The organism is Devosia sp. SD17-2 (assembly GCF_029201565.1).
Classification (GTDB): Bacteria; Pseudomonadota; Alphaproteobacteria; order Rhizobiales; family Devosiaceae; genus Devosia.
The window spans coordinates 1265157-1289533 of the sequence record NZ_CP104002.1 but is presented as its reverse complement, the minus strand read 5'-3'; the positions used below and the strand labels follow the sequence as shown (position 1 = coordinate 1289533).

The 24377-nt window shown below is 62.8% G+C and carries 29 protein-coding genes and 1 pseudogene; 17 read left to right on the top strand and 13 right to left on the bottom strand.

Annotated features, from left to right (window positions below; genetic code table 11):
* The first annotated feature begins 4 nt into the window (after positions 1–4).
* The 7 genes and pseudogenes from NYQ88_RS06310 to NYQ88_RS06280 all read left to right on the top strand — a co-directional run bounded on the left by NYQ88_RS06310 (position 5) and on the right by NYQ88_RS06280 (position 4181).
* Positions 5–478 carry a MaoC/PaaZ C-terminal domain-containing protein gene (locus NYQ88_RS06310; RefSeq protein WP_275654106.1) on the top strand — a complete coding sequence of 158 codons (474 nt, stop codon included), beginning with the start codon at positions 5–7 and terminating at the stop codon, positions 476–478.
* The gene (locus tag NYQ88_RS06305) at positions 475–1032 is read left to right on the top strand and encodes a MaoC family dehydratase (protein WP_275654105.1); all 558 of its coding nucleotides are present in this window, start codon (positions 475–477) and stop codon (positions 1030–1032) included. The genes NYQ88_RS06310 and NYQ88_RS06305 overlap by 4 nt, the downstream gene beginning before the upstream one ends.
* A gap of 31 nt (positions 1033–1063) precedes the next feature.
* A complete protein-coding gene (locus NYQ88_RS06300) occupies positions 1064–1408 on the top strand; it encodes a hypothetical protein (RefSeq protein ID WP_275654104.1) in 345 nt (114 codons plus the stop codon).
* 198 nt (positions 1409–1606) lie between these two features.
* The gene (locus NYQ88_RS06295; RefSeq protein ID WP_275654103.1) at positions 1607–2626 is read left to right on the top strand and encodes a TerC family protein; all 1020 of its coding nucleotides are present in this window, start codon (positions 1607–1609) and stop codon (positions 2624–2626) included.
* Between the two features lie 360 nt (positions 2627–2986).
* Positions 2987–3172: a hypothetical protein gene (locus NYQ88_RS06290; protein ID WP_275654102.1), complete on the top strand. Its 186-nt coding sequence runs from the start codon at positions 2987–2989 to the stop codon at positions 3170–3172.
* A 100-nt stretch (positions 3173–3272) separates the two neighbouring features.
* Positions 3273–3635 (top strand): annotated as a pseudogene (locus NYQ88_RS06285) (VOC family protein); the annotation flags it as partial.
* Positions 3636–3779: 144 nt separating this feature from the next.
* Complete coding sequence (locus tag NYQ88_RS06280; protein ID WP_275654101.1) at positions 3780–4181, top strand: GFA family protein; 402 nt, start codon at positions 3780–3782, stop codon at positions 4179–4181.
* Positions 4182–4225: 44 nt separating this feature from the next.
* Here NYQ88_RS06280 and NYQ88_RS06275 read toward each other — a convergent pair whose 3' ends face one another.
* The 5 genes from NYQ88_RS06275 to petA form a co-directional block, all read right to left on the bottom strand.
* Positions 4226–4759: an adenine phosphoribosyltransferase gene (locus tag NYQ88_RS06275; protein WP_275654100.1), complete on the bottom strand. Its 534-nt coding sequence runs from the start codon at positions 4757–4759 to the stop codon at positions 4226–4228.
* 24 nt (positions 4760–4783) lie between these two features.
* Entirely contained in the window at positions 4784–4978 is a 195-nt protein-coding gene (locus NYQ88_RS06270) for a hypothetical protein (RefSeq protein WP_275654099.1), read from the bottom strand.
* Positions 4979–5145: 167 nt separating this feature from the next.
* A complete protein-coding gene (locus tag NYQ88_RS06265) occupies positions 5146–6000 on the bottom strand; it encodes a cytochrome c1 (RefSeq protein ID WP_275654098.1) in 855 nt (284 codons plus the stop codon).
* 14 nt (positions 6001–6014) lie between these two features.
* The gene (locus NYQ88_RS06260) at positions 6015–7268 is read right to left on the bottom strand and encodes a cytochrome b/b6 (RefSeq protein ID WP_275654097.1); all 1254 of its coding nucleotides are present in this window, start codon (positions 7266–7268) and stop codon (positions 6015–6017) included.
* 14 nt (positions 7269–7282) lie between these two features.
* A complete protein-coding gene (petA, locus tag NYQ88_RS06255) occupies positions 7283–7810 on the bottom strand; it encodes a ubiquinol-cytochrome c reductase iron-sulfur subunit (protein ID WP_275654096.1) in 528 nt (175 codons plus the stop codon).
* 219 nt (positions 7811–8029) lie between these two features.
* On the opposite strand from petA, the gene NYQ88_RS06250 reads away from it, so the two are divergent.
* From NYQ88_RS06250 to NYQ88_RS06235, 4 genes are all read left to right on the top strand, one after another.
* Positions 8030–8500: a tRNA (cytidine(34)-2'-O)-methyltransferase gene (locus tag NYQ88_RS06250; RefSeq protein WP_275654095.1), complete on the top strand. Its 471-nt coding sequence runs from the start codon at positions 8030–8032 to the stop codon at positions 8498–8500.
* Between the two features lie 19 nt (positions 8501–8519).
* Positions 8520–9392, top strand: coding sequence for an oxygen-dependent coproporphyrinogen oxidase (hemF, locus tag NYQ88_RS06245; RefSeq protein WP_275654094.1), 873 nt, complete (start codon positions 8520–8522; stop codon positions 9390–9392).
* Between the two features lie 57 nt (positions 9393–9449).
* Positions 9450–10592: an AAA family ATPase gene (locus tag NYQ88_RS06240; RefSeq protein ID WP_275654093.1), complete on the top strand. Its 1143-nt coding sequence runs from the start codon at positions 9450–9452 to the stop codon at positions 10590–10592.
* 68 nt (positions 10593–10660) lie between these two features.
* Complete coding sequence (locus NYQ88_RS06235) at positions 10661–10858, top strand: DUF1059 domain-containing protein (protein ID WP_275654092.1); 198 nt, start codon at positions 10661–10663, stop codon at positions 10856–10858.
* A 10-nt stretch (positions 10859–10868) separates the two neighbouring features.
* Here the strand turns inward: NYQ88_RS06235 and NYQ88_RS06230 are convergent, their stop codons facing one another.
* The 3 genes from NYQ88_RS06230 to NYQ88_RS06220 all read right to left on the bottom strand — a co-directional run bounded on the left by NYQ88_RS06230 (position 10869) and on the right by NYQ88_RS06220 (position 13307).
* The gene (locus tag NYQ88_RS06230) at positions 10869–12044 is read right to left on the bottom strand and encodes a CCA tRNA nucleotidyltransferase (RefSeq protein WP_275654091.1); all 1176 of its coding nucleotides are present in this window, start codon (positions 12042–12044) and stop codon (positions 10869–10871) included.
* Positions 12041–12670, bottom strand: a complete 630-nt coding sequence (locus NYQ88_RS06225; RefSeq protein WP_275654090.1) for a CoA pyrophosphatase — start codon at positions 12668–12670, stop codon at positions 12041–12043. Before NYQ88_RS06225 ends, NYQ88_RS06230 begins: the two co-directional genes overlap by 4 nt.
* Before the next feature lie 88 nt (positions 12671–12758).
* A complete protein-coding gene (locus NYQ88_RS06220) occupies positions 12759–13307 on the bottom strand; it encodes an N-acetyltransferase (protein WP_275654089.1) in 549 nt (182 codons plus the stop codon).
* 359 nt (positions 13308–13666) lie between these two features.
* On the opposite strand from NYQ88_RS06220, the gene NYQ88_RS06215 reads away from it, so the two are divergent.
* Positions 13667–14626: a glutathione S-transferase family protein gene (locus NYQ88_RS06215; RefSeq protein WP_275654088.1), complete on the top strand. Its 960-nt coding sequence runs from the start codon at positions 13667–13669 to the stop codon at positions 14624–14626.
* A 127-nt stretch (positions 14627–14753) separates the two neighbouring features.
* Here the strand turns inward: NYQ88_RS06215 and NYQ88_RS06210 are convergent, their stop codons facing one another.
* The gene (locus tag NYQ88_RS06210; RefSeq protein ID WP_275654087.1) at positions 14754–15227 is read right to left on the bottom strand and encodes an NUDIX domain-containing protein; all 474 of its coding nucleotides are present in this window, start codon (positions 15225–15227) and stop codon (positions 14754–14756) included.
* Between the two features lie 197 nt (positions 15228–15424).
* Here NYQ88_RS06210 and NYQ88_RS06205 point away from each other — a divergent pair, with 197 nt between their 5' ends.
* Entirely contained in the window at positions 15425–16315 is an 891-nt protein-coding gene (locus tag NYQ88_RS06205) for a metallophosphoesterase (RefSeq protein WP_275654086.1), read from the top strand.
* Here the strand turns inward: NYQ88_RS06205 and NYQ88_RS06200 are convergent.
* Positions 16309–16788: a GNAT family N-acetyltransferase gene (locus NYQ88_RS06200; protein WP_275654085.1), complete on the bottom strand. Its 480-nt coding sequence runs from the start codon at positions 16786–16788 to the stop codon at positions 16309–16311. The genes NYQ88_RS06205 and NYQ88_RS06200 overlap by 7 nt on opposite strands.
* A gap of 209 nt (positions 16789–16997) precedes the next feature.
* On the opposite strand from NYQ88_RS06200, the gene NYQ88_RS06195 reads away from it, so the two are divergent.
* The 3 genes from NYQ88_RS06195 to NYQ88_RS06185 are packed head-to-tail and all read left to right on the top strand — an operon-like array spanning position 16998 to position 19949.
* Positions 16998–18329 (top strand): hypothetical protein, encoded by a 1332-nt coding sequence (locus tag NYQ88_RS06195; protein WP_275654084.1) that lies wholly within the window; start codon positions 16998–17000, stop codon positions 18327–18329.
* On the top strand, positions 18319–19620 hold the full coding sequence (gene murD, locus NYQ88_RS06190; protein ID WP_275654083.1) for a UDP-N-acetylmuramoyl-L-alanine--D-glutamate ligase: 1302 nt from the start codon (positions 18319–18321) through the stop codon (positions 19618–19620). Before NYQ88_RS06195 ends, murD begins: the two co-directional genes overlap by 11 nt.
* On the top strand, positions 19617–19949 hold the full coding sequence (locus tag NYQ88_RS06185) for an SMR family transporter (protein WP_275654082.1): 333 nt from the start codon (positions 19617–19619) through the stop codon (positions 19947–19949). Before murD ends, NYQ88_RS06185 begins: the two co-directional genes overlap by 4 nt.
* Before the next feature lies 1 nt (position 19950).
* Here NYQ88_RS06185 and NYQ88_RS06180 read toward each other — a convergent pair whose 3' ends face one another.
* The gene (locus NYQ88_RS06180; protein WP_275654081.1) at positions 19951–21687 is read right to left on the bottom strand and encodes a tetratricopeptide repeat protein; all 1737 of its coding nucleotides are present in this window, start codon (positions 21685–21687) and stop codon (positions 19951–19953) included.
* A 272-nt stretch (positions 21688–21959) separates the two neighbouring features.
* Here NYQ88_RS06180 and NYQ88_RS06175 point away from each other — a divergent pair, with 272 nt between their 5' ends.
* Positions 21960–22403: a hypothetical protein gene (locus NYQ88_RS06175; RefSeq protein WP_275654080.1), complete on the top strand. Its 444-nt coding sequence runs from the start codon at positions 21960–21962 to the stop codon at positions 22401–22403.
* 282 nt (positions 22404–22685) lie between these two features.
* On the opposite strand, the gene NYQ88_RS06170 is transcribed toward NYQ88_RS06175, so the two are convergent.
* Positions 22686–23204, bottom strand: a complete 519-nt coding sequence (locus NYQ88_RS06170; protein ID WP_275654079.1) for an MgtC/SapB family protein — start codon at positions 23202–23204, stop codon at positions 22686–22688.
* Between the two features lie 119 nt (positions 23205–23323).
* Positions 23324–24367 (bottom strand): NAD(P)-dependent alcohol dehydrogenase, encoded by a 1044-nt coding sequence (locus NYQ88_RS06165; RefSeq protein ID WP_275654078.1) that lies wholly within the window; start codon positions 24365–24367, stop codon positions 23324–23326.
* Between the last annotated feature and the right edge of the window lie 10 nt (positions 24368–24377).

Sequence of the window (24377 nt, the reverse complement as noted above, 5' to 3'; positions counted from 1 at the left end):
GACGATGACCAATCCTGTCACTGCCGGTCGCCGGCATTTTGAGGACCTTGTCGAAGGCGAGGTGATCGATCTGGGCCACACCAAGGTGACCAAGGACATGATCACCACTTTCGCGCGCGAGTTCGATCCCTTCCCCTTTCATCTCGACGAAGAAGCTGCGCGGAAAAGCCTGCTCGGCGGTCTCTCGTCCAGCGGTTGGCAGACCGGCGGCCTCAGCCTGCGCATGCTGGTCGACAGCTTCCTGTCCAAGGTCGCCTCGTGCGGTGGTCTCGGCTTTACCGATCTCAAATGGAAGAACCCGGTGATGGTCAATGACACCATCGGCGGCACGGTCACCATTGCCGGCCTGCGCCGGTCGTCCAGCCACCCCCAATGGGGCATCGTCACCCTCGACTTCGACATCCGCAACCAGAACGACAAGCCGGTTCTCACCATGCGGCTCGCCAATCTGGTCGAATGCCGCGAGGTGGCCGCATGACCCGCTGGTTCGAAAACATCGTCATCGACGAGGCCTTCCCGCTGGGCAGCCACACATTCACCGAGGACGAAATCATCGCCTTCGCAAAGCTCTATGATCCGCAGTATTTCCACATCGATCCGGAAGCGGCCAAGCACAGCCATTTTGGCGGCATCATTGCCAGCGGCTGGCACACGGTCAGCGTCGGGCATCGGCGCATGGTCGATGCGCTCGACGCCGAAGCAGAACGCCTGCGCACACTCGGCGAGGAACCCGGCGTTTCCGGCCCCTCCCCCGGCGTCAATTCGATGGACTTCAAGGTGCCGGTGCGTCCGGGCGACACGGTCTCCTATGAGCTGGTGGTAACAGGCAGGCGTCCGTCCAACTCCCTGCCGGGCTGGGGCCTGCTGTTCAACCGGCTGACCGCGACCAACCAGCGGGGCGAGCTGGTCTATCGCGCCGAACTCGTGGGCTTCTCAAAACTGCGCGACTACCGAATGCCCCTAAAACTCCGGCTGCTCCTTGCCCTCAGCAAAATTCCCGTGATCGGCCCGAGACTGTCGCGCGCCACTTGAAACCGAAAGGGCGCCCCGGCACTCTCCTGACATGCTCCGATTCGCCCTCATCTTCTCGCTTCTCGCCGCGTCCGCAACGCCAAGCCTCGCCCAGTCCTACCAAGGCAACTGGAGCTGTCGCGACGCGACCACGAACCGTGTCGGCATTTTGACAATCTACGGCCAGGTTTATGGCTGGGCCTCGCGCGCCATAGGCGACGCCAATTCGGGCACTGGCACCACCACCCCCTATGAGGACGGCATCGGCATCAACGACGGCAATCTGCGCGTCAATGCGGGCATCCAGGCCGGTCGCGTGGTTGCGGACGCCAATTTCGGCGTGGCCCTGCAGCTCGAAACCGCTGACACCATCGTCATGCTCTGCACGCCGCGCTGAGTGGCCGCCGGTTTTTTCAGCGGTGGCCCATGAGCTTATCAACCGCAATCGGCGCAAATAGCCGCAGTTCAGCGGTCAGCACTTGAACTTTTCATTCGATCAGGCATTTTAGAGGGGCAGCGCCGGGCCCCTCTGGTCATGGGTTCTCCATGATGATGTCGGAGCTGCTCCACCAAGTTACATGGAGAAGGTCCGGCGATGGAAATGCTGCTTGCCGCCCTGTCGGGTGATTTTCTAGGCACCCCTATCTACTTCTGGGTCGCGTTTATCGCGGTCGTCATTGGTCTGCTCGTCTTCGATCTCGGCATTCTGCACCGCGACGAACACGAGATCGAGGCCAAGGAAAGCCTGCTGCTTTACGGTTTCTACGTTCTGATCGCCCTCGCCTTCGGCGCCTGGGTCTGGTTCCAGCGCGGCGCGCAGGCAGGCCTTGAGTTTTATACCGGCTATCTGATCGAGCAATCACTGGCGATGGACAACATGTTCGTCATCGCCACCATCTTCGCCTTTCTCGGCATTCCGCGCCTCTACCAGCACCGCGTGCTGTTCTGGGGCATCCTGGGCGTGATCCTGTTCCGTGCCGTTCTCATCGGCGTCGGCGCAGCGCTCGTGCACCAGTTCAGCTGGATCCTGCTGATTTTCGGCGCCTTCCTGATCTTTACCGGCATCAAGATGTTCGGCCATCAGGACGAAGAGCCGAACATGGAAGAGAACAAGATCTACAGGTTCTTGTCCTCGCGCTTCCGCGTCACCAAGGAGCTGCACGGCCGCAATTTCACGGTCAAGCAGCCTGATCCCAAGACCGGCAAGATCGTCACTTGGCTGACCCCGCTCGCCATCGCGCTGATCATGGTCGAAGTCGTCGACCTGATCTTTGCGGTGGACTCGGTCCCGGCCGTGTTCGCGGTCACCCAGGACACGTTCATCGTCTACACCTCCAACATCTTCGCCGTTCTCGGCCTGCGCGCGCTCTACTTCGCCCTGGCTGCCGCCATGAACCGCTTCCGTTACCTGCAGGTCTCGCTGGCTGTGATCCTGGTGCTGATCGGTATCAAGATCTGTCTCGTGCCGTTCGGCATCCACATCGACACCCTGCTCTCACTGGGCGTGACGCTGTCGATCCTGGCTGCGGGCGTGTTCTACTCACTGTGGAAGACCCGCAACGAGCCCAACATCAGTGCCGAACAGGATCCCACGCAGGGTCATCTCGAGCCCTGATCTCGAAGCGATTTGATTTTTGGGGCGGACCGGTTGACCCGGCCCGCCTCTTTTTTTATCCTCCTCCCCGTTCACACACGAGAACGAGGTCTCGCCGCAAATGATCTGAACCCTTGCTTCGGACGCTTCTGACCCGATCCAGCACCCTCCAACGGGGCTTGTCTGGTCATGGAGGCTCCTGTTGCGACGGTAGATCAGGGCGACCATTCGTCTGGCTGAGCCAGCGCTCCCTCTTCCCTTCCGCATCGCCCATCGAGCCTGCTGGCGTCGTCATCCGCCTCAGCCGACGGTTTGCGCTTGGCCGCACCGTCACATCGAATTCGTGCCGATCCGGTCTCGTCCGGACGGAAAGGAAAACGCATGCCTAAAAACCCGCATCAACGCCCCCAGCCCATCCAGCACAATCGAAACGTGCCGCGCCATGGCGTGCCGCCCAAGGCCCCTGCCCGGCCACTACCGGCAGCGAAGGCTGTCAAGCCTGATGGCCTGCCCCCGGCCGTGCCATCGCTGCACAGCCTGCTCCGGCGCAGCGAGGGCCACCAGTAAGAGAGGCGGGGCGGCCACGCGGTCGCCCCGCGCATCCCCTGCGCCACTCTTGCCGCATTTTCTGGTTAACCGAAGAGAAAATGAAGCGAGGAGATGGGCCATGGGAGCCATCCACGAGATCGTCTTTGACTGCGACAAGCCCGCCGTACTGGCCAGGTTCTGGGCGAGCCTGCTCGATGGCTACGAAGTACGCGCCTATGACGCGGTCGAGATTGCCAAGCTCGCAGCATTGGGCTTCACCCCCGAAACCGACCCGACGGTGATGGTCGATGGCCCCGGCCCCTCGATCTGCTTTCAGAACGTGGAAGGGCGCCGCCATGACAATAACCGCGTCCACTTCGACGTCCACGCGCCTGACCGTTCCGCCGAAGTCGAAAGGCTCAAGGCCCTTGGCGCAACGGTCGATCGTGTGCTGCCCACATATACGGTAATGAAGGACCCCGAAGGCAATCAGTTCTGCCTTGTCGACCGCCGAGAGGACCATGCTGCCCCCGAGATTGCCGATGACGAGATTGCCGCTCAGGACGCCGCCTGACCGGAGCGGTGCTGACAGGGTCTGACACTGCCGCCGCCTAGGCTCTCCCGCATCACAGCCGAGGAGGATATCATGGCCCTGATCGCCAGCTGCCACTGTGGCGCTACACGCATCGAACTGCCCGCACAGCCGACCCAGGCCGGCTCCTGCAATTGCAGCTTTTGCGCCCGCACGGGCGCGATCTGGGCCTATTACAAGCCGGGGGAATTGAAGTTCCTGTCGCAGGAGGGGGAAGGCACCTATGCGGTCAATCCGGCACTGAACCAGCACCATTTCTGCAGCCGCTGCGGCATGCAGACCTGGGGCTCATCACCCGACTGGGCCTCGATGTACAATGCCGATGGCACGCCCAAGAACGGTGATCCAACCGCGGTGCCGACCGAGCGCACCTTCGGCGTCAACCTCAACCTCGTCGACGATCTCGACTGGGCCGCGATCACGATCGAGAAAATGGACGGGCGCAATAACTGGTAGGCTGGGTCGGGGCACTCCGCCCCGACAATCGCTTGTGCCGAACGTCAGTGGCCCTCGAAATCGATCAGAGCCTGCAGCTGCATATTCTCGGCGCGGAGCTTTTCCGCGCCACCCAGATCTGGCAGGTCGATGACGAAGGCGGCGTGATTGACGGTCGCGCCCGTGCGGCGCAGCAGGCCGACTGCGGCAATCGCCGTACCGCCCGTGGCGATCAGATCGTCCACCAGCAACACATGATCGCCAGCGCCAAGCACGTCGGCATGGATCTCGATGGTATCGACGCCATATTCGAGCGCATAGTTCTGGCCGATGGTCTCGCCGGGCAGCTTGCCCTTCTTGCGGATCGGCACAAAACCGACGCCCAGCGCAATTGCCACCCCAGCCCCGAAGATGAAGCCGCGCGCTTCAATGCCGGCGACATGGGTGATGCCGAGACCGCGGTGGGCGGCGGCAATGCGCTCGACGCTTTCCTTAAAACCCTCGGGATGCTCGATCAGCGTGGTGATGTCCCGGAACAGGATCCCTTTCTTGGGATAGTCCGGGATCGTGCGAACGAGCGACTTGAGGTCGAGCGACATGGATAGCCTTGGCTGGAAGAAAGATCAGGACTTGCTGCGGCCGATGAGGTGCCGGGCAATGACGCCGGCATTATAGGCCACGCTGCGCGTTGCAGTGACGGCCGCCTCGCGCGCTTTGGGATTATTGGCGACGGCCTGAATACCGGCGCGAACAGCCGGATGCCGGCTGGCCGTAATGGCAGCGCCGACCACGGTAACAGCCAGGCGAATAGCGGACATGGCTTTATCCTCGGACGAGACGAACGCAGGGGTTATATTGCTTTGCGAGCCCGGAAACACAAGAGCCGATGGCCCGCAGCGCGGGAAAAGCAAAGGGCCCCGAAGGGCCCCCTGCCGAATTCAACAGGTGCCGGACACCCTTGGTGTTCGATACCCAGCGAACACGCTTAGTGTTCGATACCGCGCCAGATCTTGCGCTTGGTGCCGTACATGAGGCCGGCGAACAGCACGAGGAACAGCAGCACAACGAAGCCGGTCTGCTTGCGCGACACCAGATGGGGTTCAGCCATCCACATCATGTAGGCAGCGACGTCCCGTGCGTACTGGTCCGCAGTCTCGGGAACAGTCACGCCGTTTTCGCCAGGCGTATAGGCAATCGCGCCATCGCTCAGCGGCGGCGCCATGCCGATGGCATGACCCGGGAAGTAGTCGTTGTAGTACTTGCCTTCCGGCAGCTCAAAGCCTTCCGGAGCGGTCGCCGGAACTTCGTCGTGGTAACCGGTCAGCAGGGCGCGCAGGTAATCCGGGCCGCCTTCCTGATAACCCGTGAAGTAGTTGGTGATCCACCACGGGAACGGGTCGGTGACGCCACGGGCCTTGGCCATGACCGACAGGTCCGGCGGCAGGGAACCACCCATTGCGTCACGGGCATCCTGCTCGGTCGCGAACGGGTTCGGCCACCGGTCAGCCGGAACGCCCGGACGGACGCCGCCTTCGACAGTGGGATCGGCCACTTCATATTCTGCAGCCAGCGCACGAACCTGGGCCTCGGAGAATTCCGGACCACCGGGTTCCATCAGATTGCGGAACGAAACCAGATGGGCGCCGTGGCAGCTGGCGCAGACTTCACGAAACACCTGGAACCCGCGCTGAAGCTGGTTGGTGTCATAGGTGCCGAAGATACCGCCGAACGACCAGTTCTGCTTTTCGATCGGTGCCCCTGCCTCGGCGGCCTGCGCCGAGGTGGAGGACAGGCCGACGACGAGCGCGACGGCTGCGAGGATGAACTTGCTCTTGATCATAGTACTCGCCCCGATCACGCGTTGGCATTCTTGCCGAGAACGCTCTCGGAAATGCTGGTTGGCAGCGGCTTGGGCGTCTCGATCCGCGACAGGACCGGCAGCACGACCAGGAAGTAGATGAAGTAGAATGCCGTGCAGACCTTTGCGAGCACCACGTAGATGCCTTCGGCCGGCTGGGCACCCAGATACATCAGGCCGATGAAGTTGATCACGAACAGAGCGTAGAACCACTTGAACATCGGACGGAAGTTGCCGGAGCGAACCTTGGACGTATCGAGCCACGGCACGATCAGCAGCATCAGCATCGCGCCGCCCATGGCGATCACGCCGCCAAGCTTGGAGTCGATGAACAGGATGTTGAAGTCGATGGCGCGCAGGATCGTATAGAACGGCAGCAGGTACCATTCCGGAACGATATGGGCCGGCGTCACCTGGCTGTTGGCCATGATGTAGTTGTCGGGGTGACCCAGGATATCTGGGGCAAAGAACACGAACCACGCGAACGGGATCATGAACAGCACCATCGCGAACAGGTCCTTCATCGTGTAGTACGGATGGAAGGGAACGGTGTCGCGGCTTTCCTTCACTTCAACGCCGATCGGGTTGTTGTTACCCGGCACGTGCAGGGCCCAGATATGCAGGGCCACGACGGCTGCGATGATGAACGGCAGCAGATAGTGCAGCGAGAAGAAGCGGTTCAGCGTCGGGTTACCGACAGCAAAGCCACCCAGCACCAGCTGCTTGATGTTTTCGCCGACCAGCGGAATGGCGGTGAAGATGTTCGAGATAACCGTCGCACCCCAGAAGCTCATCTGGCCCCAGGGCAGGATGTAGCCCATGAACGCAGTGGCAGTGGTGAGCAGGAAGATGACGACGCCGAGGATCCAGAGGATTTCGCGCGGAGCCTTGTACGAGCCGTAGAACAGGCCGCGGAACATGTGGATGTAGAGGGCCACGAAGAACATCGAGGCACCGACCGCGTGGGTCGCCTGGATGACGCGGCCGCCGTTTACGTTGCGGCGGATATGCTCGACCGAGTCGAACGCCAGCGCGGTATTGGGGGTGTAGTGCATCGCCAGGATGATGCCGGTGACGATCTGGATACCCAGGCACATCACCAGAATGGCGCCGAAGGTCCACCAGTAGTTGAGGTTCTTCGGGGTCGGGAAGTCCATGAGATGGGCTTTGGCGAAGCGCACGACCGGCAGGCGGTCATCAAGCCACTTCTCTGCAGCATTGCCCGGGACGTAAGTCGAGTGTTCTGACATCGGGACTGCCCTTATTAACCGATCTGGACCAGCGTATCGCTGAGGAATTCATACGGCGGCACGACCAGGTTGGACGGCGCGGGACCGCGGCGGATACGGCCGGCAGAGTCATAGTGCGAGCCGTGGCATGGGCAGAACCAGCCGTCGAAATCGCCCGCTTCCCCGACAGGGATACAGCCCAGATGGGTGCAGTTGGCGATCATGATCAGCCACTGTTCGTGGCCAGCCTTGGTGCGCTCTTCGTCCGTCTGCGGATCCTTGAGGTCGGACAAAGGCACTGCCTTGGCTTCCTCGATCTCGGCAGCCGTGCGGTGACGCACGAAAACCGGCAGGCCGCGCCACATGATCGTGACCGACTGCCCTTCGGCGATAGGACCAACGTCATATTGAATACTGGCGAGAGCCAGCGTAGACGCGTCCGGATTGAGCTGATTGATCAGCGGCCAAACCACGGCCGCAGCGCCGACGGCGCCGACCGCACCGGTGGCGACAAATAGAAAATCCCGCCGGTTTGTGGTTGAGTGTTCTGCTTGCGTGGCCAAGGTCCGTATCCCCGTACGATGCACAAATGACGGAGCCGGCTACGGTCGGACGATTGCGTATGCAGAATCGACCGCCGGTCGCCCTCAAGCGGTCCGTCAGGTGGGTTCTTTTTGCACTGTCGGCGTAGCTTGTCCAGTGCAGGAGAGGTGACAGCGAGCCATTTGCGCCACTATAGGGTGGGCCCGTGGAAGAACCGGACATCAATTGCGCGCGAGAACATGCAGCTCGACATTGCCCTCTACCAGCCGGACATTGCCAACAATACAGGAACGCTGATCCGTTTGGCCGCCTGTATGGGTCTGACCTTGCACATTATTCATCCCGCAGGCTTCCCCGTGAGCCCAAAGATCTTGGCTCGCGCCGGCCTCGACTATGTCGAACACGCCGCCCTGCGTGAGCACGTAAACTTCGAAAGCTTCGAGCATTGGCGCGCGGCCCAATGCCGCCGCCTCGTGCTGCTCACAACCAAGAGTGCGCAATCGGCCTATGCCGTCGCCTACGCCCCCGGCGATATATTGATGCTTGGCCGCGAGAGCGCTGGCGTCCCCGATGCCGTGGCCGAGATCGCTGATCTTCGCGTGCGCATCCCAATGCTGCCCGAACGGCGTTCTATCAATGTCGCTCTTGCCGCCTCGATGATCGTTGGCGAAGCCATGCGGCAGATCGACGGCTTTACTTCCCTCTCATAAGTCACTTATTGCTCCTGCCATGACACTGCCAGCCGATATCGACACCAAGAAAGCCACCGCCAGCGCCTGGTTCCGCACCCTGCGTGACCGGATCTGTGCTTCCCTCGAAACCCTCGAAGCCGAGGTAACGGGCCCCAATGCCGACATGGCGCCGGGCAGGTTCGAGCGCACCCCCTGGGATCGCGCTGCGGGCGGCGGCGGCGAAATGTCGATGCTGCACGGTCGCGTGTTCGAAAAGGCCGGCGTCCACATCTCGACCGTCCACGGCAATTTCTCGGAAGACTTCGCCAAGTCCATGCCGGGCACCGAAGCGGGCACCGCCTTCTGGAGCTCGGGCATCTCTCTGATCATCCACCCCTGGAACCCCCATGTTCCGGCCGTGCACATGAACACGCGCATGATCGTCACCGGCAAGCAGTGGTGGGGCGGCGGCGCCGACCTCACTCCCGTGCTCGACAATCGCCGCACCCAGGACGATCCCGACACCGTGGATTTCCACGCCGCCATGCGCGGGGCCTGCGAGGGCCGCCCGGGCGTCGACTACGAGAAGTTCAAGGCGTGGTGCGACGATTACTTCTTCCTGCCTCACCGCAATGAACATCGCGGCATCGGCGGGATTTTCTACGATCACTTTAATTCCGGCGACTGGGACGCGGACTTCGCCTATACGCGCGCCGTCGGCGAAGCCTTCGACGACATCTACCCGCGCCTCGTCCGTCGCAATTTCGAAATGCCCTGGAGCGAGGCCGAGCGCGAGGAACAGCTTGTGCGTCGCGGCCGCTATGTCGAATTCAACCTGCTCTATGATCGCGGCACCATGTTCGGCCTCAAGACCGGCGGCAATGTGAACTCGATCCTTTCGTCCATGCCCCCTGCGGTGCGCTGGCCCTGATCCCGCCCTTGCCTCAGGCGTTCCTTGCAAGCCAAGGTGACGCCTGAAAGGCTGGCCATGAATATCTGCGATTTCTCGATCAAGGGCTATCGATCGGTCCGGTCCCTGCGCATGCCCGTGCGCCGGTTGACCGTGCTCACCGGCACCAATGGGGTCGGCAAGACCAATCTCTATCGCGCGCTCGAACTGGTGCAGGCTGCCGCCGATGGCGATCTCGCCCTGTCATTGGCGCGCGAGGGCGGACTGGCTTCCGCGCTCTGGGCCGGCCCGCGAAAAGCCAATGAGCAGCCCCGTCTCGAAATCGACATCGGGCTCGAAGGCGCGCTCCGCGAAACCGCAGAAAATGACGCGACGCTACGCTACCGCGTCGAGATCGGTTTTGGCGATTCCAAATATGGCGCGGTGTTCGCCGAAGAGCCGCAGATCAAGCGCGAAACCCTCACCATGCCGCTGGGGCGACGCACAGTGACCCTCCTCGAGCGATCCGGCGCCGCTGCATGGTATCGAGACGAAAACGGCCAGCGCCGCCAGGTGGAGGACACAATCCTTGGCAGCGAGACTGCGCTCTCCTCCCTGCGCGGCACCCTGCCCGAGGTCGATCTCGTCCGCCGACTACTCTCCTCCTGGCGCTTCTATCACAGCTTTCGCACCGACCGGGACGGCCCGCCGCGGCGCCCTGCCCTTGCGGTGACCGCACCACTGCTCGACGCCGATGGCGGCAATCTTGCTGCCGTCTTTGCCACTCTCGCCCACATTCGCGGCGACACCACCGATCTCACCGAGGCCATCGACAGCGCCTTTCCCGGCGCGCGGCTCATTATCCCGCCACCCGGGCAGGATGCGCGCTTCTCGATGGTGTTTCCCGAATTCCCCCATCGCCCCTTCGAGCAGCACGAGCTTTCGGACGGCACGCTGCAATTCCTCGCCCTGCTCGGAGCGCTGCTCTCCTATCGCCTGCCCCCGCTCATCGCCCTCAACGAGCCTGAGGCCAGCCTCCACCCCGACCTGCTGCCCGCCCTCGCTCGGGCCATTGCCAAGGCGGCGACCCGCACGCAGGTCTGGGTCGTCACCCACTCGCCCATTCTCACCAAGGCCATCGCCAACGAGACCGGCACCGTGCCGCGCACCGTTATCCGCCGCGATGGTGGCAGCTGGATCGAGGGGCTCAACGACATCGGGCTGTTCGGCGACGACGATTAAAAGGGAACCATATGCGCTGAACTGGCGTTTCTGACCTTACACCTCTTGCAGGCAGAAGGAGACAAGGCATGAAACGCTTCGATTCCGGCACGCTGATCCCAGGGTCTACATGGCGCGCAGAGGCTGACAGCGAAGCCGAAGTTGTGCGCCGCGCCGTCGAAAACCTCAGGGCCTACCATGGGGAAACGGAGGTGCGTCCCGACATGATCGAGCGCATCAAGGAACGCATCGTCGATTTTGACCCCGACGCGCCCACTACGCACTAACGGTTCAAGCTCAGTGGGCCAGATGGCCCAGAAGTTGCGCCTGGCTGAGGGTAAATCCACTCTCGACCCACAGCGCCTCGAGCCGGGTCAGTGCCGCTCCCAACTCTGGCCCGGCCCTGTAGCCGTAGTCGAGTAGGTCCTTGCCCGTTACCGGGAACACAGCTTCCGGTAGCCGTGCAATTTCGCGTGCGGTTTCGGCCAGTCGATCCCGGCTCCAATTGCCGCGCGCCGCGGCCAACGCCAACCCCTCCACCGCGTTTTCCCTGTGCCGGTGCACCGCCCAGGCCAGCTTGTCCTCTTCGATGAGGGCGGCTGCATCGCCGATCGACTTGGCACTGTCCACCAGCGCATTGGACAGCCGCCACCGCTCCTGCAGCGCCTGCACGTCATTACCGCCGATCAGTGCCAGCCGCGTCGACGTGTAACGGCCACCCAGCATTTCATAGCGCAGCAGCGCCTTGATCGCGTCGCGCTCCGCTCCAAGGAGACCGATTTCGGCCATTACCGCCACGGTGAGCGCAATGCGCGGCAGGCCCAGCATGCGCACCATTTCCTGCCCCACCCGCTCGGCGGAGATATGGTCGAGCTGGCCCACGGCCGCCTGACACGCTGCCAGCCCCGCCGGATCGAGCTTTTCCTCGCTATGGCTGGCTGAAAAGCGGAAGAACCGATAGACGCGCAATCCGTCCTCGGCGATGCGCCGCTCAGGGTCGCCGATAAAGCGCACCCGCGAATTGACCGCATCCCCGGCCCCATCCAGCGGATCGAACAGCGTGCCGTCCGGCCCGCAATAGAGCGCGTTGAAGGTAAAATCCCGCCGCGAGGCATCCACCGCCCAGTCGGTGCCGAAGGCGACCTCGGCATGCCGGCCATCGGTCGCCACATCTTTTCGCAGGGTCGTCACTTCCACCGACACATCGTTGAGCCGCAGCGTCACGGTGCCGTGGTCGATCCCCGTCGGATACACAGCGATCCCCGCCATCTTGGCGCGCTGCATCACCGTCACCGGCAAGAGTTCGGTCGCCATGTCGATATCGGTGTCAGGCCGCAGCCGCCCCATCAGCGTATCCCGGACGATCCCGCCGACCGCCCGCGTCACGCCGCTCGCGCCATCGAGCAGGGCAAAGATCGCCTGCACCTCGGGCTGCTTGAGCCAGGGCGCATTATCAAGGGTCTTGGGGATCATGCCGAATAAGCCTCGTTCAGCGCCAGCTCTCGGAACTGCCGCGTCAGATTGGCGGTAATGCCCCAGATCTTGTGGCCATCATGGTCGATCTGCCAGCTGGTCAGTTCCTCGCCGCCCCGTTTGACGCGAAACCGCACATAGGCATCCGCATCGAGAATGCGCTGCAGTGGCACTTCGAACACGGAGTGCACCTCCCCCGGATTGGGCACGAACGGCCCTGAAGGAGTAACCTCGGCGACCACCGGGGTGATCAGATAATTCGTGCCGGTATAATAGGTCGGCATAAAGCCCAGGATCCGCGCCTCCGCGGGCACCATGCCGACTTCCTCATTGGCCTCGCGCAGGGCCGCTGCCGCCACCCCCTCGTCCAGCGCATCGATCTTGCCGCCGGGAAAGGCCACCTGGCCCGAATGCGCCCGCAGGTCGGGTGAGCGCTCGGTATAGAGCACGGTGTGCCCCTCTGGCCGCTTCACCAGCCCGATCAGCACGGCGGCCGGCACGGGCGGACGCTCGAACGGTGTTGGGGGCGCCCAGTCTGGCACCAGCCGGTCAGCCGGAGGCGCGGCAGGCGCCGTGGGCAGAAGGCGCGCAACAAGGCGGTCGATGATCTGGGAATCAGAGGTCAATGGGACGCGTTCGGCAAATTAGACATTGGCGGCACCAGCTTAAGCCAGCGCCGTGTCATTGACATCCCTTTTCGCCGCCGAAGTCGACTTACTTGCCGTCCTCGAAGGCCGCGATCGAGCCCGAGAGCGTCTTGGCGAGGCTCTTGTCGTGGGAATAGAGCAGCACACGGCTGGTATCGACCGGACCGGGGAATTCGATAGCGCCCGGCGTGGTGATCTCCCACCCGAGCGGGCAATAATAGTCCTGATCGCCGACCAGCAGCACGAACTTCCCTTCGCCGCGCTCCAGCGCCCGACGCGTCACTTCCAGCGCGAGGAGCTTTCCGGCGCCGCGCTTGCGGAAATTGGGGTGAGTGGCCAGCGGGCCGAGGAGATACCCCTTCATGCCGCCAACGCTGATCGGGGTCATCCACACCGAACCGGACGCAACGCCCTCAACCTCGGAAACGAGGCTCAGTGTCGGGTCGATCGGGAACCGCTCGCGGATGCGAAAGGCCGTGCGCGCAAACCGGCCCGGACCGAAGGCAATAGCCTGCAGGTCCTCGATGAACGCGTCATCTTGTGGGGTCGCGGGACGAACAGTGGGCTGGCCAGAAACAAGGGTAGCGACGGGCGCGGCCGCAGCAGAAGTGGTCATGGAGCAAAGTTCCGAAAGATGGTGCGCAAGGGTGCTGGACGACCGCCGTCACGGGGTCGCATTTAACGACCGCTAGGGTCGTCGGGTCCTCAGCAAAACCTTCACCATCCTGGACGCCTCCACGTCTGAATCCGCATTAGCACCAGCGTGGGTGCGCGTAAATGGGAATATGTGGGTCATGCCGCAAAATCCTCGTCGGGGCTGCGCTGTGTCGCAATTGCACAACGGATTGTTGCCATTGCGCGCCCTTCTCACTGGCGGCCATTCCGCCTAGGTAGAGACCAACACACAAGCTCGCGCGTTGGTTCGATAGTGTGATCGGACAATGCCGACAGCAAGATGACCGAAAGGGACCCAAGATGGGACAATTGATCGACGGAAAGTGGTCGGACCAGTGGTACGACACCAAGAAAAGCGGCGGGAAATTCGTCCGGTCCAACGCGGGTTTCCGCAATTGGGTCACCGCTGACGGCAGCCCCGGCCCGACCGGCGAAGGCGGATATGCCGCCGAGGCCGGCCGCTATCACCTTTATGTTTCCCTCGCCTGTCCCTGGGCGCACCGCACGCTGATCCTGCGCAGGCTCAAGAACCTCGACAGCCTGATCTCGGTTTCCGTAGTCTCGCCCAAAATGCCCGACGAGACCGGCTGGAGCTTTGACAAGGCCGAAGGCTCGACCGGCGACGCGCTCTTTTCCAAGGATTATCTCTGGCAGATCTACACCGAGGCCCAGCCGGACTACACCGGCCGCGTCACCGTGCCCGTGCTCTGGGACAAGAAGACGAACACCATCGTCTCCAACGAGAGCTCGGAAATCATCCGCATGTTCAACTCGGCCTTCAACGAGCTGACCGGCAACACCGATGATTATTACCCCGAGGAGCTGCGCGCACAGATCGACGCGATCAACACCCGCGTCTACGACGACATCAACAATGGCGTCTACAAGGCCGGCTTCGCCACCACCCAGGATGCCTATGAAGAGGCGGTGTCAAAGCTTTTTGATGCGCTCGACTGGGTCGAAGGGATTTTGGGCGAAAGCGCCTATCTCACCGGCGACACCATCACCGAGGCCGACTGGCGGCTGTTCACCACTCTGGTGCGGTTCGACGCCGTCTATGTCGGTCACTTCAAGTGCAACCGCAAGCGCATCGCCGACTACCCCAATCTCTCGCATTATCTGAAGGCGCTTTACGAGGTGCCCGGCGTCAAGGAAACGGTCGATCTCGACCACATCAAGACGCATTATTACTGGAGCCACCTCACCATCAACCCGACCCGGATCGTCCCCATCGGCCCGGATTTGCCGTTCCTGGACTGAGGCCGCTTACCTCCTCCTGACCTCCCCCTGAAGAAGGGGGAGGGACCGATCGATTCTTACCCGACCTTTGGGGAGCCCCAACCTTCCCCTCCCCCTCCGAGGGGGAGGCCGGGTGGGGTCTACTCCCTCAATACCCCCAGACATCCCGCCGCGGTGCGCCATCGAAAACTTCGTCGATGCGCTGCGAGGTCGCCGGGGTCACCCCTTCGGGCAGCTTGGTGATGTCGAACCAGCCGTGTTCGGCGATCTCGTGGTCCTTCTTGCGCTCGAACTCGAATTTGTGGCTGCGCGCCACATAGAACAGCACATGGTCGCGGTTCGTGACCGAGCTGATGTTATGATAGATGCCGAAGAGCTCCATCGGCCCGGTCACCCGATAGCCGGTTTCCTCCAGCACTTCGCGGGCGCCGGATACTTCCGCCGTTTCGCCCGGCTCGATGCCGCCACCGGGAAACTGCCAGCCCGGCACATAGGTGTGCCGGATCAGAAAAACCTTGTTGCCATCAACAAGCATCACCCGCGTGCCGATCGTCATGCGTCGCATCAGGCCCACAATATTGAGGAAGACCTTGGCGCGCACGCGCTGAAACCGATTCATCATGGGCAGCACTCCTGGAATTGCCCCACGGGTAAACGCTCCAGCCGAAAAGTCGATAGCTGTTTTTGCCGCAAACACGGCGGAGCCGATGGAGCACCGACGCGTTTTCTCCTGACATCACCACTCATTCGCCCGAAAAGAAGGGGCCATCTGCAATTGAGCGTTTCCATGTGCCGGCCCTTCTGGCACAACCCCTACCGATGATCACGCTAGCCCATATCTCCGACCTGCACCTGTCGCCCATGCCGGCAGTTTCCGTCAGCAATCTGGTCGGCAAGCGCCTGACCGGTTTCCTCAACTGGAAGCTCAAGCGACACGGGGAACTCAACAGCGAGACCCTGACGCGACTTGTCACCCACATGCAGGGCCAGAACGCCGACTTCACGGCGGTTACCGGCGATCTCACCAATCTCGCCCTGCCCGCCGAGGTCGAACGCGCCGGCGACTGGCTGCGCAATCTGGGCGACAGCGACAAAATTGCCGTCTGTCCGGGCAACCACGACGCCTATGTGCCCGGCGCGCTGGATCTGGCGCGCGAGAACTGGGGCCCCTATCTCAAGGGCGAGACGCTGGAAGGGGCCGCCTTCCCCTTCGTGCGCCGCGTCGGCGATGTTGCCATCGTCTCCTGCTCCAGCGCCGTGCCGACGCCACCCTTCTTCGCCATCGGGCGTTTTGAGGAAAAGCAGGCAGCCCGGTTGGAGCGCATGCTCAAACTCCTCGGTGACGCCGGCTATTTCCGCGTCGTGCTGATCCATCATCCGCCCAATGCCGAACTGCAGCACCCCTCATTCGGGCTCAAGGGCCACAAGCTCTTCCGCCAGGTGATCGCCAAGGAAGGCGCCGAACTTGTCCTTCACGGGCACACGCACCGCTCCTCGATCCACCATATCCCGGGCCTCAAGCATGAAGTGCCGGTGATCGGGGTTGCTGCCGCCAGCGCCGCCCAGGGCGGCACGATCGACGATCCCGCCCGCTACAATCTCTTCCGCATTGAGCGCGAAGGCGATGGCTGGCACTGCACCATGCGCGAATTCGGCTTCCAGCGCCTCGGCCAGGACATCGTCATGCGCATGCAGATGCGGATTTATTGAGGGTCGGGATCAGTCGATAGCTGCCGCGCCTGCGGCACTTTCAGGATCATCCGGGGCACGACGGCCGCATTGGGCATGTCCACATACCGGTCATGGACAAACCCGACTGACGTGTAAAAGCCCAGCGCCAGCGGGTTGGCCAGAACGAAAATCTCGGCCCCGCCCCATTCCGACGCCAGAACTATCGCAGCGTCGATAAGGGCCTTCCCAACGCCGCGTCTCCAGTGGCCTGGGTCGACGAACAGCGCAAGCAGCTCAGCCTCCTCCCCGGAGCGCGCGAGCACCGCAAATCCGACGCTGTCATTCCGGCCATCTACGGCCACTCTCACCTGATCGCCGCTGAACCACTCGGGGCGGAAACTGCGCTCGATAAACTCCGGATGGGCCTCCAGAATGCTGCGCACTGGCTCCGGATAGCCGGCGAGGGATGCGCGCCGCTGGAGATCGACCAGCACCGCAAAATCGGCGATCACGCCCGCACGCACCTCTAAGCCAGGATCAGGGAACATCATCGGGTCCACGCTGAATTCACCGACGTGAGCTTACGGCGGCAAAGTCAGACAGCCAACAGCATGGGCGACCACCGGCCCCAATGGCAAAGCTGTGGGGGCGCAATTGACGCCCCCACTCCCGCCGCAAAGGCAAATCACCTATATGATGGTGCAAAGCCAGCGAGTTGCCCGTGACCGAGACCTTCCGCATCCTCCGCCCTGCCTTCGACCCCGCCACTGGCGAGGCGCGCTTTCCCTATGCGCTGGGCGACCTCAGCTTCACCGAAGTGCTCACCCTGCCGAAGGTGACGGACAGGGCCGCAGCAGCGTCGCCGGCCTTCGCCAAACTGCTCGAACTCACCGCATTTGTGCTGGGCGTCAGCTATTTCAAGCTGCGCGCGCCTTTCCACATCGAGGCCCCGGAAATCGCGCTGAGCGAAGCCGAACGTGCTTTCGTCATCGACATCTATGAGAACGGCCTCGGCGAGTTCTATGCCCGCAACAATCTCGCCCGCTTTGGACGCCTGACGCTCGAAACGCCCACCGATCCCGAACAGCGCCGCCCGACGCTCGACCTGCCGGCTCGCACGCTGCTACCCATCGGCGGCGGCAAGGACTCTCTCGTCAGCGTCGATCTCCTCAGCCATGTCGGCGCCGATTTCACACCCTTCGCCGTCAATCCCAAGGGTCCCATCGTCACCTCCATCGACGCCATCGGCAAGGCGCCGCTCTATGTGACGCGGACGCTCGACGCCGAGATGATCAGGCTCGGCAAGGAACCGGGCTATTACAATGGCCACGTTCCCTCGACCGCCATCAATTCGATGATCGCCTCCCTTTGCGCCGTGCTCTTTGGCTATGACCAGATCGTGCTCTCCAACGAGCGCTCGGCCAGCGAGGGCAATGTGGTGTTCGACGGTCGCGAGACCAATCACCAGCATTCCAAGTCGCTCGGCTTCGAGCTGCTCATTGCCGGCATCCTCTCCGATGCGACGGGTGGCGCGCTCAAATATTTCTCGCTGCTCCGCCCCTATTCGGAGGCGCGCATCGCCTCGCTCTTTACCCAGGGCGGCAAGTTCGATCGCGTGTTTTCGAGCTGCAACCGCAATTTCCGCCTAAATGGCAATGACGGTCCGCTCTGGTGCGGCGAATGCCCAAAATGCCATTTCGTCTTCCTGATCTTTGCCCCCTTCATGGCCAAGGACCGACTGCTGTCGATCTTCGGCAAGGATCTGCTCGACATCGACGAAAACGAGCGCTCCTTCCGCGAACTCGCCGGTCTTGCCGGCCAGAAGCCATGGGAATGCGTCGGCGAAATTCTTGAAGCCGCCGCCTGCTTTTATACGCTCACGCGCCATGCCGACTGGCACGAGACCGCCGTGGTCAAAGCCATCAAGGCTGACCTCTTCGCCCAATATGGCGAGGAGAAGCTGCAGCTCGCCATGGCCGAATGCCTGACCGACAGCCACGACCACCATATCCCCCCCGCTCTCGCCGCAAAGGTCGCCGCCTATGCAGTTTGATGGGCCGGTCCTGCTCTACGGTGCGGGCCGCGAAGCCGTGTCGACGCGGCGATTTTTTGCCGAGCGGGCGCCGGGCCTGAAGGTCTACGTCACCGCCGACAGCGGCACGGCCGACATCCCGGACACCGAGTTCATGGCGCCTGCCGACCTGCCCGCCGCCTTCGCTCAGCGAAAAATCGCGCTGATCGTGAAAAGCCCCGGCGTCTCGCGCTACAAGCCCATTTTTGCCGAGGCTGCGGCTGCCGCCATCCCGGTGACGTCCAACCTCAATCTCTGGGGCCGGACCTATGGCGAGGATCGCACCGTGGTCGCCATCACCGGCACCAAGGGGAAATCCACCACGGCCACGCTGACCCATCTCATGCTCGACCGTTCGGGCATAGACGTGGGCCTCGCAGGCAATGTCGGCCTCGCGCCCCTCGATATCGCCGACAAGCACGCGCTGGTGGTGCTCGAACTCTCGAGCTACCAGACCGCGGACATGGACTTCCTGCCCGATCTGGCGGCCATCACCAATCTTTATCCCGAACATGTCGATTGGCACGGTTCGGTCGATCGCTATTACGCCGACAAGCTCCACCTGGTCGATCGCGACGGCAATCTCGCCGTGGCTCTCGGCGCTGCCGCGCGCGGCAATGCTCGCGTCGCCCAGGCCGTCCGCGACCATCGCCGCCTCGTTACCCCGCTCACGCCCGAGCAGGAAATCGCCATCGAGAGCGCCGCTGCAAATTCCCGCCTGCGGGGCGCGCACAACCTCGACAACGCCCGTCTCGCTGCCGAAATCACCCTCGCCGTCGGCGGCACGATGGATGGCGTCCTGCAGGGCATCGCCGCCTTCCGCCCTCTTCCCCATCGTCTGGAAGAGCACGTTTTGGGCCGCGTCATCGTTGTCGACGATTCCATCTCGACGACGCCCGAGGCCACCAAGGCTGCCCTCGCCGCCTATCCGGGCCGTCGCATTGCGCTTATCGGCGGCGGACACGAGCGGGAACAGGATTATGCCGAGCTGGCGACCCTCCTGCCGCGCCATGGCGTCACCACGCTCGTGACCCTGCCGGTCACTGGCGAGCGTCTCGCCTGCGCGGCCCGCGACGCCTCCCCGTCCATCGCCATTTTCGAAGCTGCCGATCTCGAAGCCGGCATGGTCTGGCTTGCTGGCGAGGCCGAGCGGTTCGACACCATCATCCTCTCGCCCGGCGCGCCGTCCTATAATCAGTTCAGGAATTTTGAGGAACGCGGCACCCGCTTCATCGAACTCAGCCGCACCCTCTTCGCCGAGAAACAATCATGAATGGCGCCATCTACCTCGCCATCGCGATTGTCGGCGAGGTCATCGCCACCTCATTCCTGCGCGCCTCCATGGGCTTCACCCAGCTGGGGCCGACCATTGTCGTGGTGGTCGGCTACGCCATCACCTTCTACTTTTTCTCTCTGGCCCTGCAGACCATTCCGGTCGGCGTCGGCTACGCCATCTGGTCCGGCGTCGGCATTATCCTCGTTTCGATCATCGCCTATTTCGCCTATGGCCAGACGCTCGACCTCCCCGCCCTCATCGGCATCGGACTGATCCTCGCCGGCGTGCTGGTGATCAATCTCTTCAGCCAGTCAACCACGCACTAATTTAGAACGGCCGTGTCAGCGCGCCTTCCGGGACACCCGCCGCGCCGAGCGCCTTGCGGATCCGCTCGATAAAGCCACTGTCAGCGATGCGCACGCGCAGGCGCGGCAGCACCCCGTTGGCGCGGAAACTGGGCACTTCCAGCACCCGCGGCAGATAGAGATTGACCACCTCATCGTCCGCAAGGCCCTGCGCTGCCAGAATGGCGAGGATCGGCCCAAGTTCGCGGTCGGACTGCGAATAGATCTCGGCATATTGCAGCGCCTGCCGATAATCGCCCTGGCTCAGCGCCTCAAGAGCCGGCACAGCCATATACCAGCGGGACGGCGATGGTGCTCCCTCGATAGCGCGCTTTGCCATGGGGATGGCCTCCGCTAGCTGGCCAATCAGCGCCAGATGCCTCGCCCGCGCAGCCAGCGCGTCCATGCTGGCCGGATTGAGCTGCAGCGCCGATCCATAAGCGGAGCGCGCCGCCTCATGCTCGCCCAGCCATTCATGAAGCCGCGCCCGCTGCTCCCAGACGAAACCATTGGTGGGCGCGATCTCAAGCGCAGCCGTGATCAGATCGCCGGCCTCCTGCAGCTCCTCGGCACGGACCGGGGATGGAGAGGTCCGCGTCAGCTCCGCTGTCAGGCTGGCCATGGCCGCCAGCACCGGGCCGGAGCGCCTGTCGCGTTCGATCAGCATGCCGAAGCAGGATCGTGCCCGCTCGGCCGCCGAAAAAGCGCTGGTGTCCCGATAGATGTCGAACAGCATCCGACAGAGATAGGCATTTTCCTGCCCGTCGATGGAATATTGCGCCAGCAATTCGCGCGCCCGCCCATGGACTGGCCCGCGCATGCTGCCCAGTGCCGCTGTCAGATCAAGCGACACCTTGTCTAGCGCCAGCATCTGGCCGGTCGGCGGCTCATCGACCTTGATCGAGCGGGTCCACACCACGCCCTCGCTCGGCCTGTCAGTCAGGCTGAAACTATATTCGAGCGCCTCCGTCCCGACAGGTCCGCGCCGCACCATGCCGGTGAGAATAAAATCGCTCTCGCCGGGGGCAGCCGCCTGATCCTCCAGCGAGGCGGCAAATCGGACATTGACCGTCTCGAAAGCCTCGAGATCGGTGACGACTTCCATGGCCAGACCAGACGTGGCGATCAGCTTTGCGTCATCGCCCGTGGCATTCTGGAATTCCACAACTGTCAGGCGCGGTCGCTGCAGCACGCCCGGCGCCTGCATCAGTGCTTCCTGTCGTGGTCCCCAGGTGGAGAGCGAAAATGCCAGCGCAGCCGCGCCGAGCGCGATCACCAGAAGCACGAACCAGGAGACCGTGACCTGCCCACGCGACGGGGACTCGGCCACATAAGGTGCGGGCGCCGATGCCACGGCACTTTCCGTTTCACCCGGCGGCGACGGGACGATGAATTCGGGCACATAGCGCCCCACCGGCAAATCGATCCTTAAGGGATCATCGGCCCCCGGCCCGCTATAATATTGTTCCAGCAGTCCACGGAGCCGTCGGGCCTGCACCCGCACGATCGGATCCGCCTGCGGATCGAAGTCTGCTGGACGGCCAAACACGTCAACGGCAATGGAATAGGCCTTGATCGACTGACCCTGCCCCTCGAGGCTGCGCTGAACAATGTAGTCGAGGAACCGTCTGAGTTGCGGCGAACGCGCCACCTCGGGCCACGCCAACACCCGCTCCAGTGCGAGCTTGATCTCGTCCCGTGTGGGAGAAATCTCGGTCAATGGCGCCCCTTTCAACATCGCGCAATAATGGCCGTTAACATGTAAAACGCAAGGCCGGTAACACCGATTTAACCGGCAGTTGCCTTTTTCGTGAGCATTTCTGCGGTCATAGGGAAGGCGTCTCCGGCGACGACCCGGTGATTTGTCCGTCCGGCATTGCCGACATTCGGACGTATTAGACCAATCATAGAGTTTCGACCGGCGGCTAAAGCCAAGCTGACCTGTCATTTGTTCCCAGATAATCCCGTGCGGCACGGGATAGAGGTACGCTTTTGCTCGGTTTGGACATTTTGCCCGTCATCCATGTGATTGACGATGATCTGCACTCGGCCAGGTTCCTGTTGGACATGCTGGCAAAATGCGGCGGTCCGGCTGCCACGCATCTGGGTGCCGAATATGAAGGTCTGATGGCCCTGAGGCGCTCGTTCGAGCTGCCGGGTGAAATCCGGCCCGAGCTTTTGGTTGTGGACCTTAAGTCTCATAGCCGTGCGGTGCTCGATTTCGTAGAGCGCCGCGGACAGTGGTTGCGCGAAAATGGCGTGCAACTGGCTGTCATGGTCCCGCCCACCGACCATCGGGGTCGGGAAGAATATTACGAAGCCGGCGTCGACGCCGTCTTCTTCCGCCAGCCGGAACTCGAGGCTTACAAGCGCGAGGTGGCAGGCATCATCGGTTTCTGGGCGCAAACGCAGCGCCTGGATGCGGTTGGCATGTAACTCCTGCGTCCACAGGTTACGTGCCTTGCGGAGAGTAGCGCTGCAAGGTGGGTTTCGGCCTTCCCCTGCATTCCCAAGTGCGCTCTCCGCACTCTCGAACCAGGCATCGGTTTGCACCGCCGAAGCCTGATTGCGCCGGATCGTCCAAGAGATCGGCGCGGGTACACGGTTGCGTTTCCTCCCGATCGCAACCGTACGGGGGGAGAAGCATGTATCGGGCAGCGCGTCGTCCCTCTGCGCAGCCTGGTCTACTTACGGCTTCTCCCCGCGGCCCCTCCCCAGTTAGGGATCGAGCCTTTCCTTTTCCGGCGCCGTCTGGCGCAGCACCTGATGGGCAAAAAAGCGCAGGCTGGCCATCACCAGCACGGCCAATAGCGCCACCCCACCAGCAATAATGTAGTGTCCGAGTGCAGTCGCCACGCCGACGGCCCCGGCCAGCCACATGCCCGCGCCGGTCGTCAGTCCCTGCACGCCGCTGCCCCGCCGGAAGATCGCTCCCGCCCCCAGAAAGGCGATACCCGCCGTCACCGCCTCGACCGCGCGGATCGGATCGGCCCGCTGGCCACCCTGCCCGCCTTGGCCACCCTCATCAATGGTGTGGAAGATTTCGAAGGCCAGAATGGTGAAGAGCGAAGCCGCGATCGCAATCAGGATATGGGTGCGCAGTCCCGCTCCCGAAGAATGCTGCTCGCGCTCGAACCCGATGATTGCGCCGAAAATACCCGCCAGCACCAGCCGGATGGCGATGATGTGTTGGGGGAGATAGGTATCGACCAAGCCGAAACTATTGCCGACTTCCATGAGCCACACCGGGGAAAGGACTTTTCACAAGCCCAACTCTGCCCGGCAGCTCCGGTTCCCTCGACTAGCGTGCTGCCGCCCGGCCAAAGGCCAGGCGGAGACGCTGCGCGGGGTTCGACTTATCCCAGCCTGATCTGCAGTTTGACATCGCTCGGCCGCGCCTCGACCGCCCGATCAAACGCCTTGATCGAATCCTCGAACGCGAAGGTTTCGGAAATCAGCGGCTTGAGATCGACCTTGCCCGAGGCGATCAGCGCGATGGCGCGGTCATACTGATGCGCATAACGGAACACGTTCTCGATCCGCACTTCCTTGGTCGATGCCGCCGCAATATCGACCTTCACCGCTTCGACCGGCAGCCCGACAATGACAATTGCCCCGCCCGGCCGCGGCAGGTCCATGATCGTTTCCCAGGCTTTGGGCGATCCAGAGCATTCGAACACCACATCGGCGCCCCACCCCTCGGTGAGCCGACCGATTTCCTCGGCAAGGTTCGTGTCCCGGATATTGACCGGGATGATGCCCTGGTATTTCGCCGCGATATCGAGCTTGGGCTGGGCGAGATCGGCAACGATCACGCGGGCACAGCCGCCTGCGAGTGCTGCCAGCGCCACCATTGTGCCGATCGGGCCTGCGCCCAGCACCACCGCCGTATCGCCCGGGGTGATCTTCGCCTTGGTCGCCGCCTGCATGCCCACCGCAAAAGGCTCGACCATGGCGCCTTCGGCAAAGCTCACATTGTCGGGCAGCCTGAACGTGTAATTGGCTGGATGCACGACCTCGGGCGTCAGCACACCATGCACTGGCGGCGTCGCCCAGAAATTGACCGCGGGATCGACATTGTACATCCCCAGACGGCTGGCGCGTGAGTTGGGATCGGGAATACCCGGTTCCATGCACACCCGGTCACCGACCTTGAGATGGGTAACGCCCGAGCCAATTTCGGTCACCGTTCCGGCAGCTTCATGCCCCAGCACCATCGGCGCATTGACCACGAAGGGGCCGATCCGGCCATGGGTGTAATAATGCACGTCCGACCCACACACCCCCACTGTGTGGATGGCAATCTTGACCATTCCCGGCCCGACCTCGAGCGGCAGATCGATTTCGCGCAATGCCAGCTCATGCTGGCGCTCCAGAACCAGCGCCCGAACCCGTGCCATGGTCTTTTTC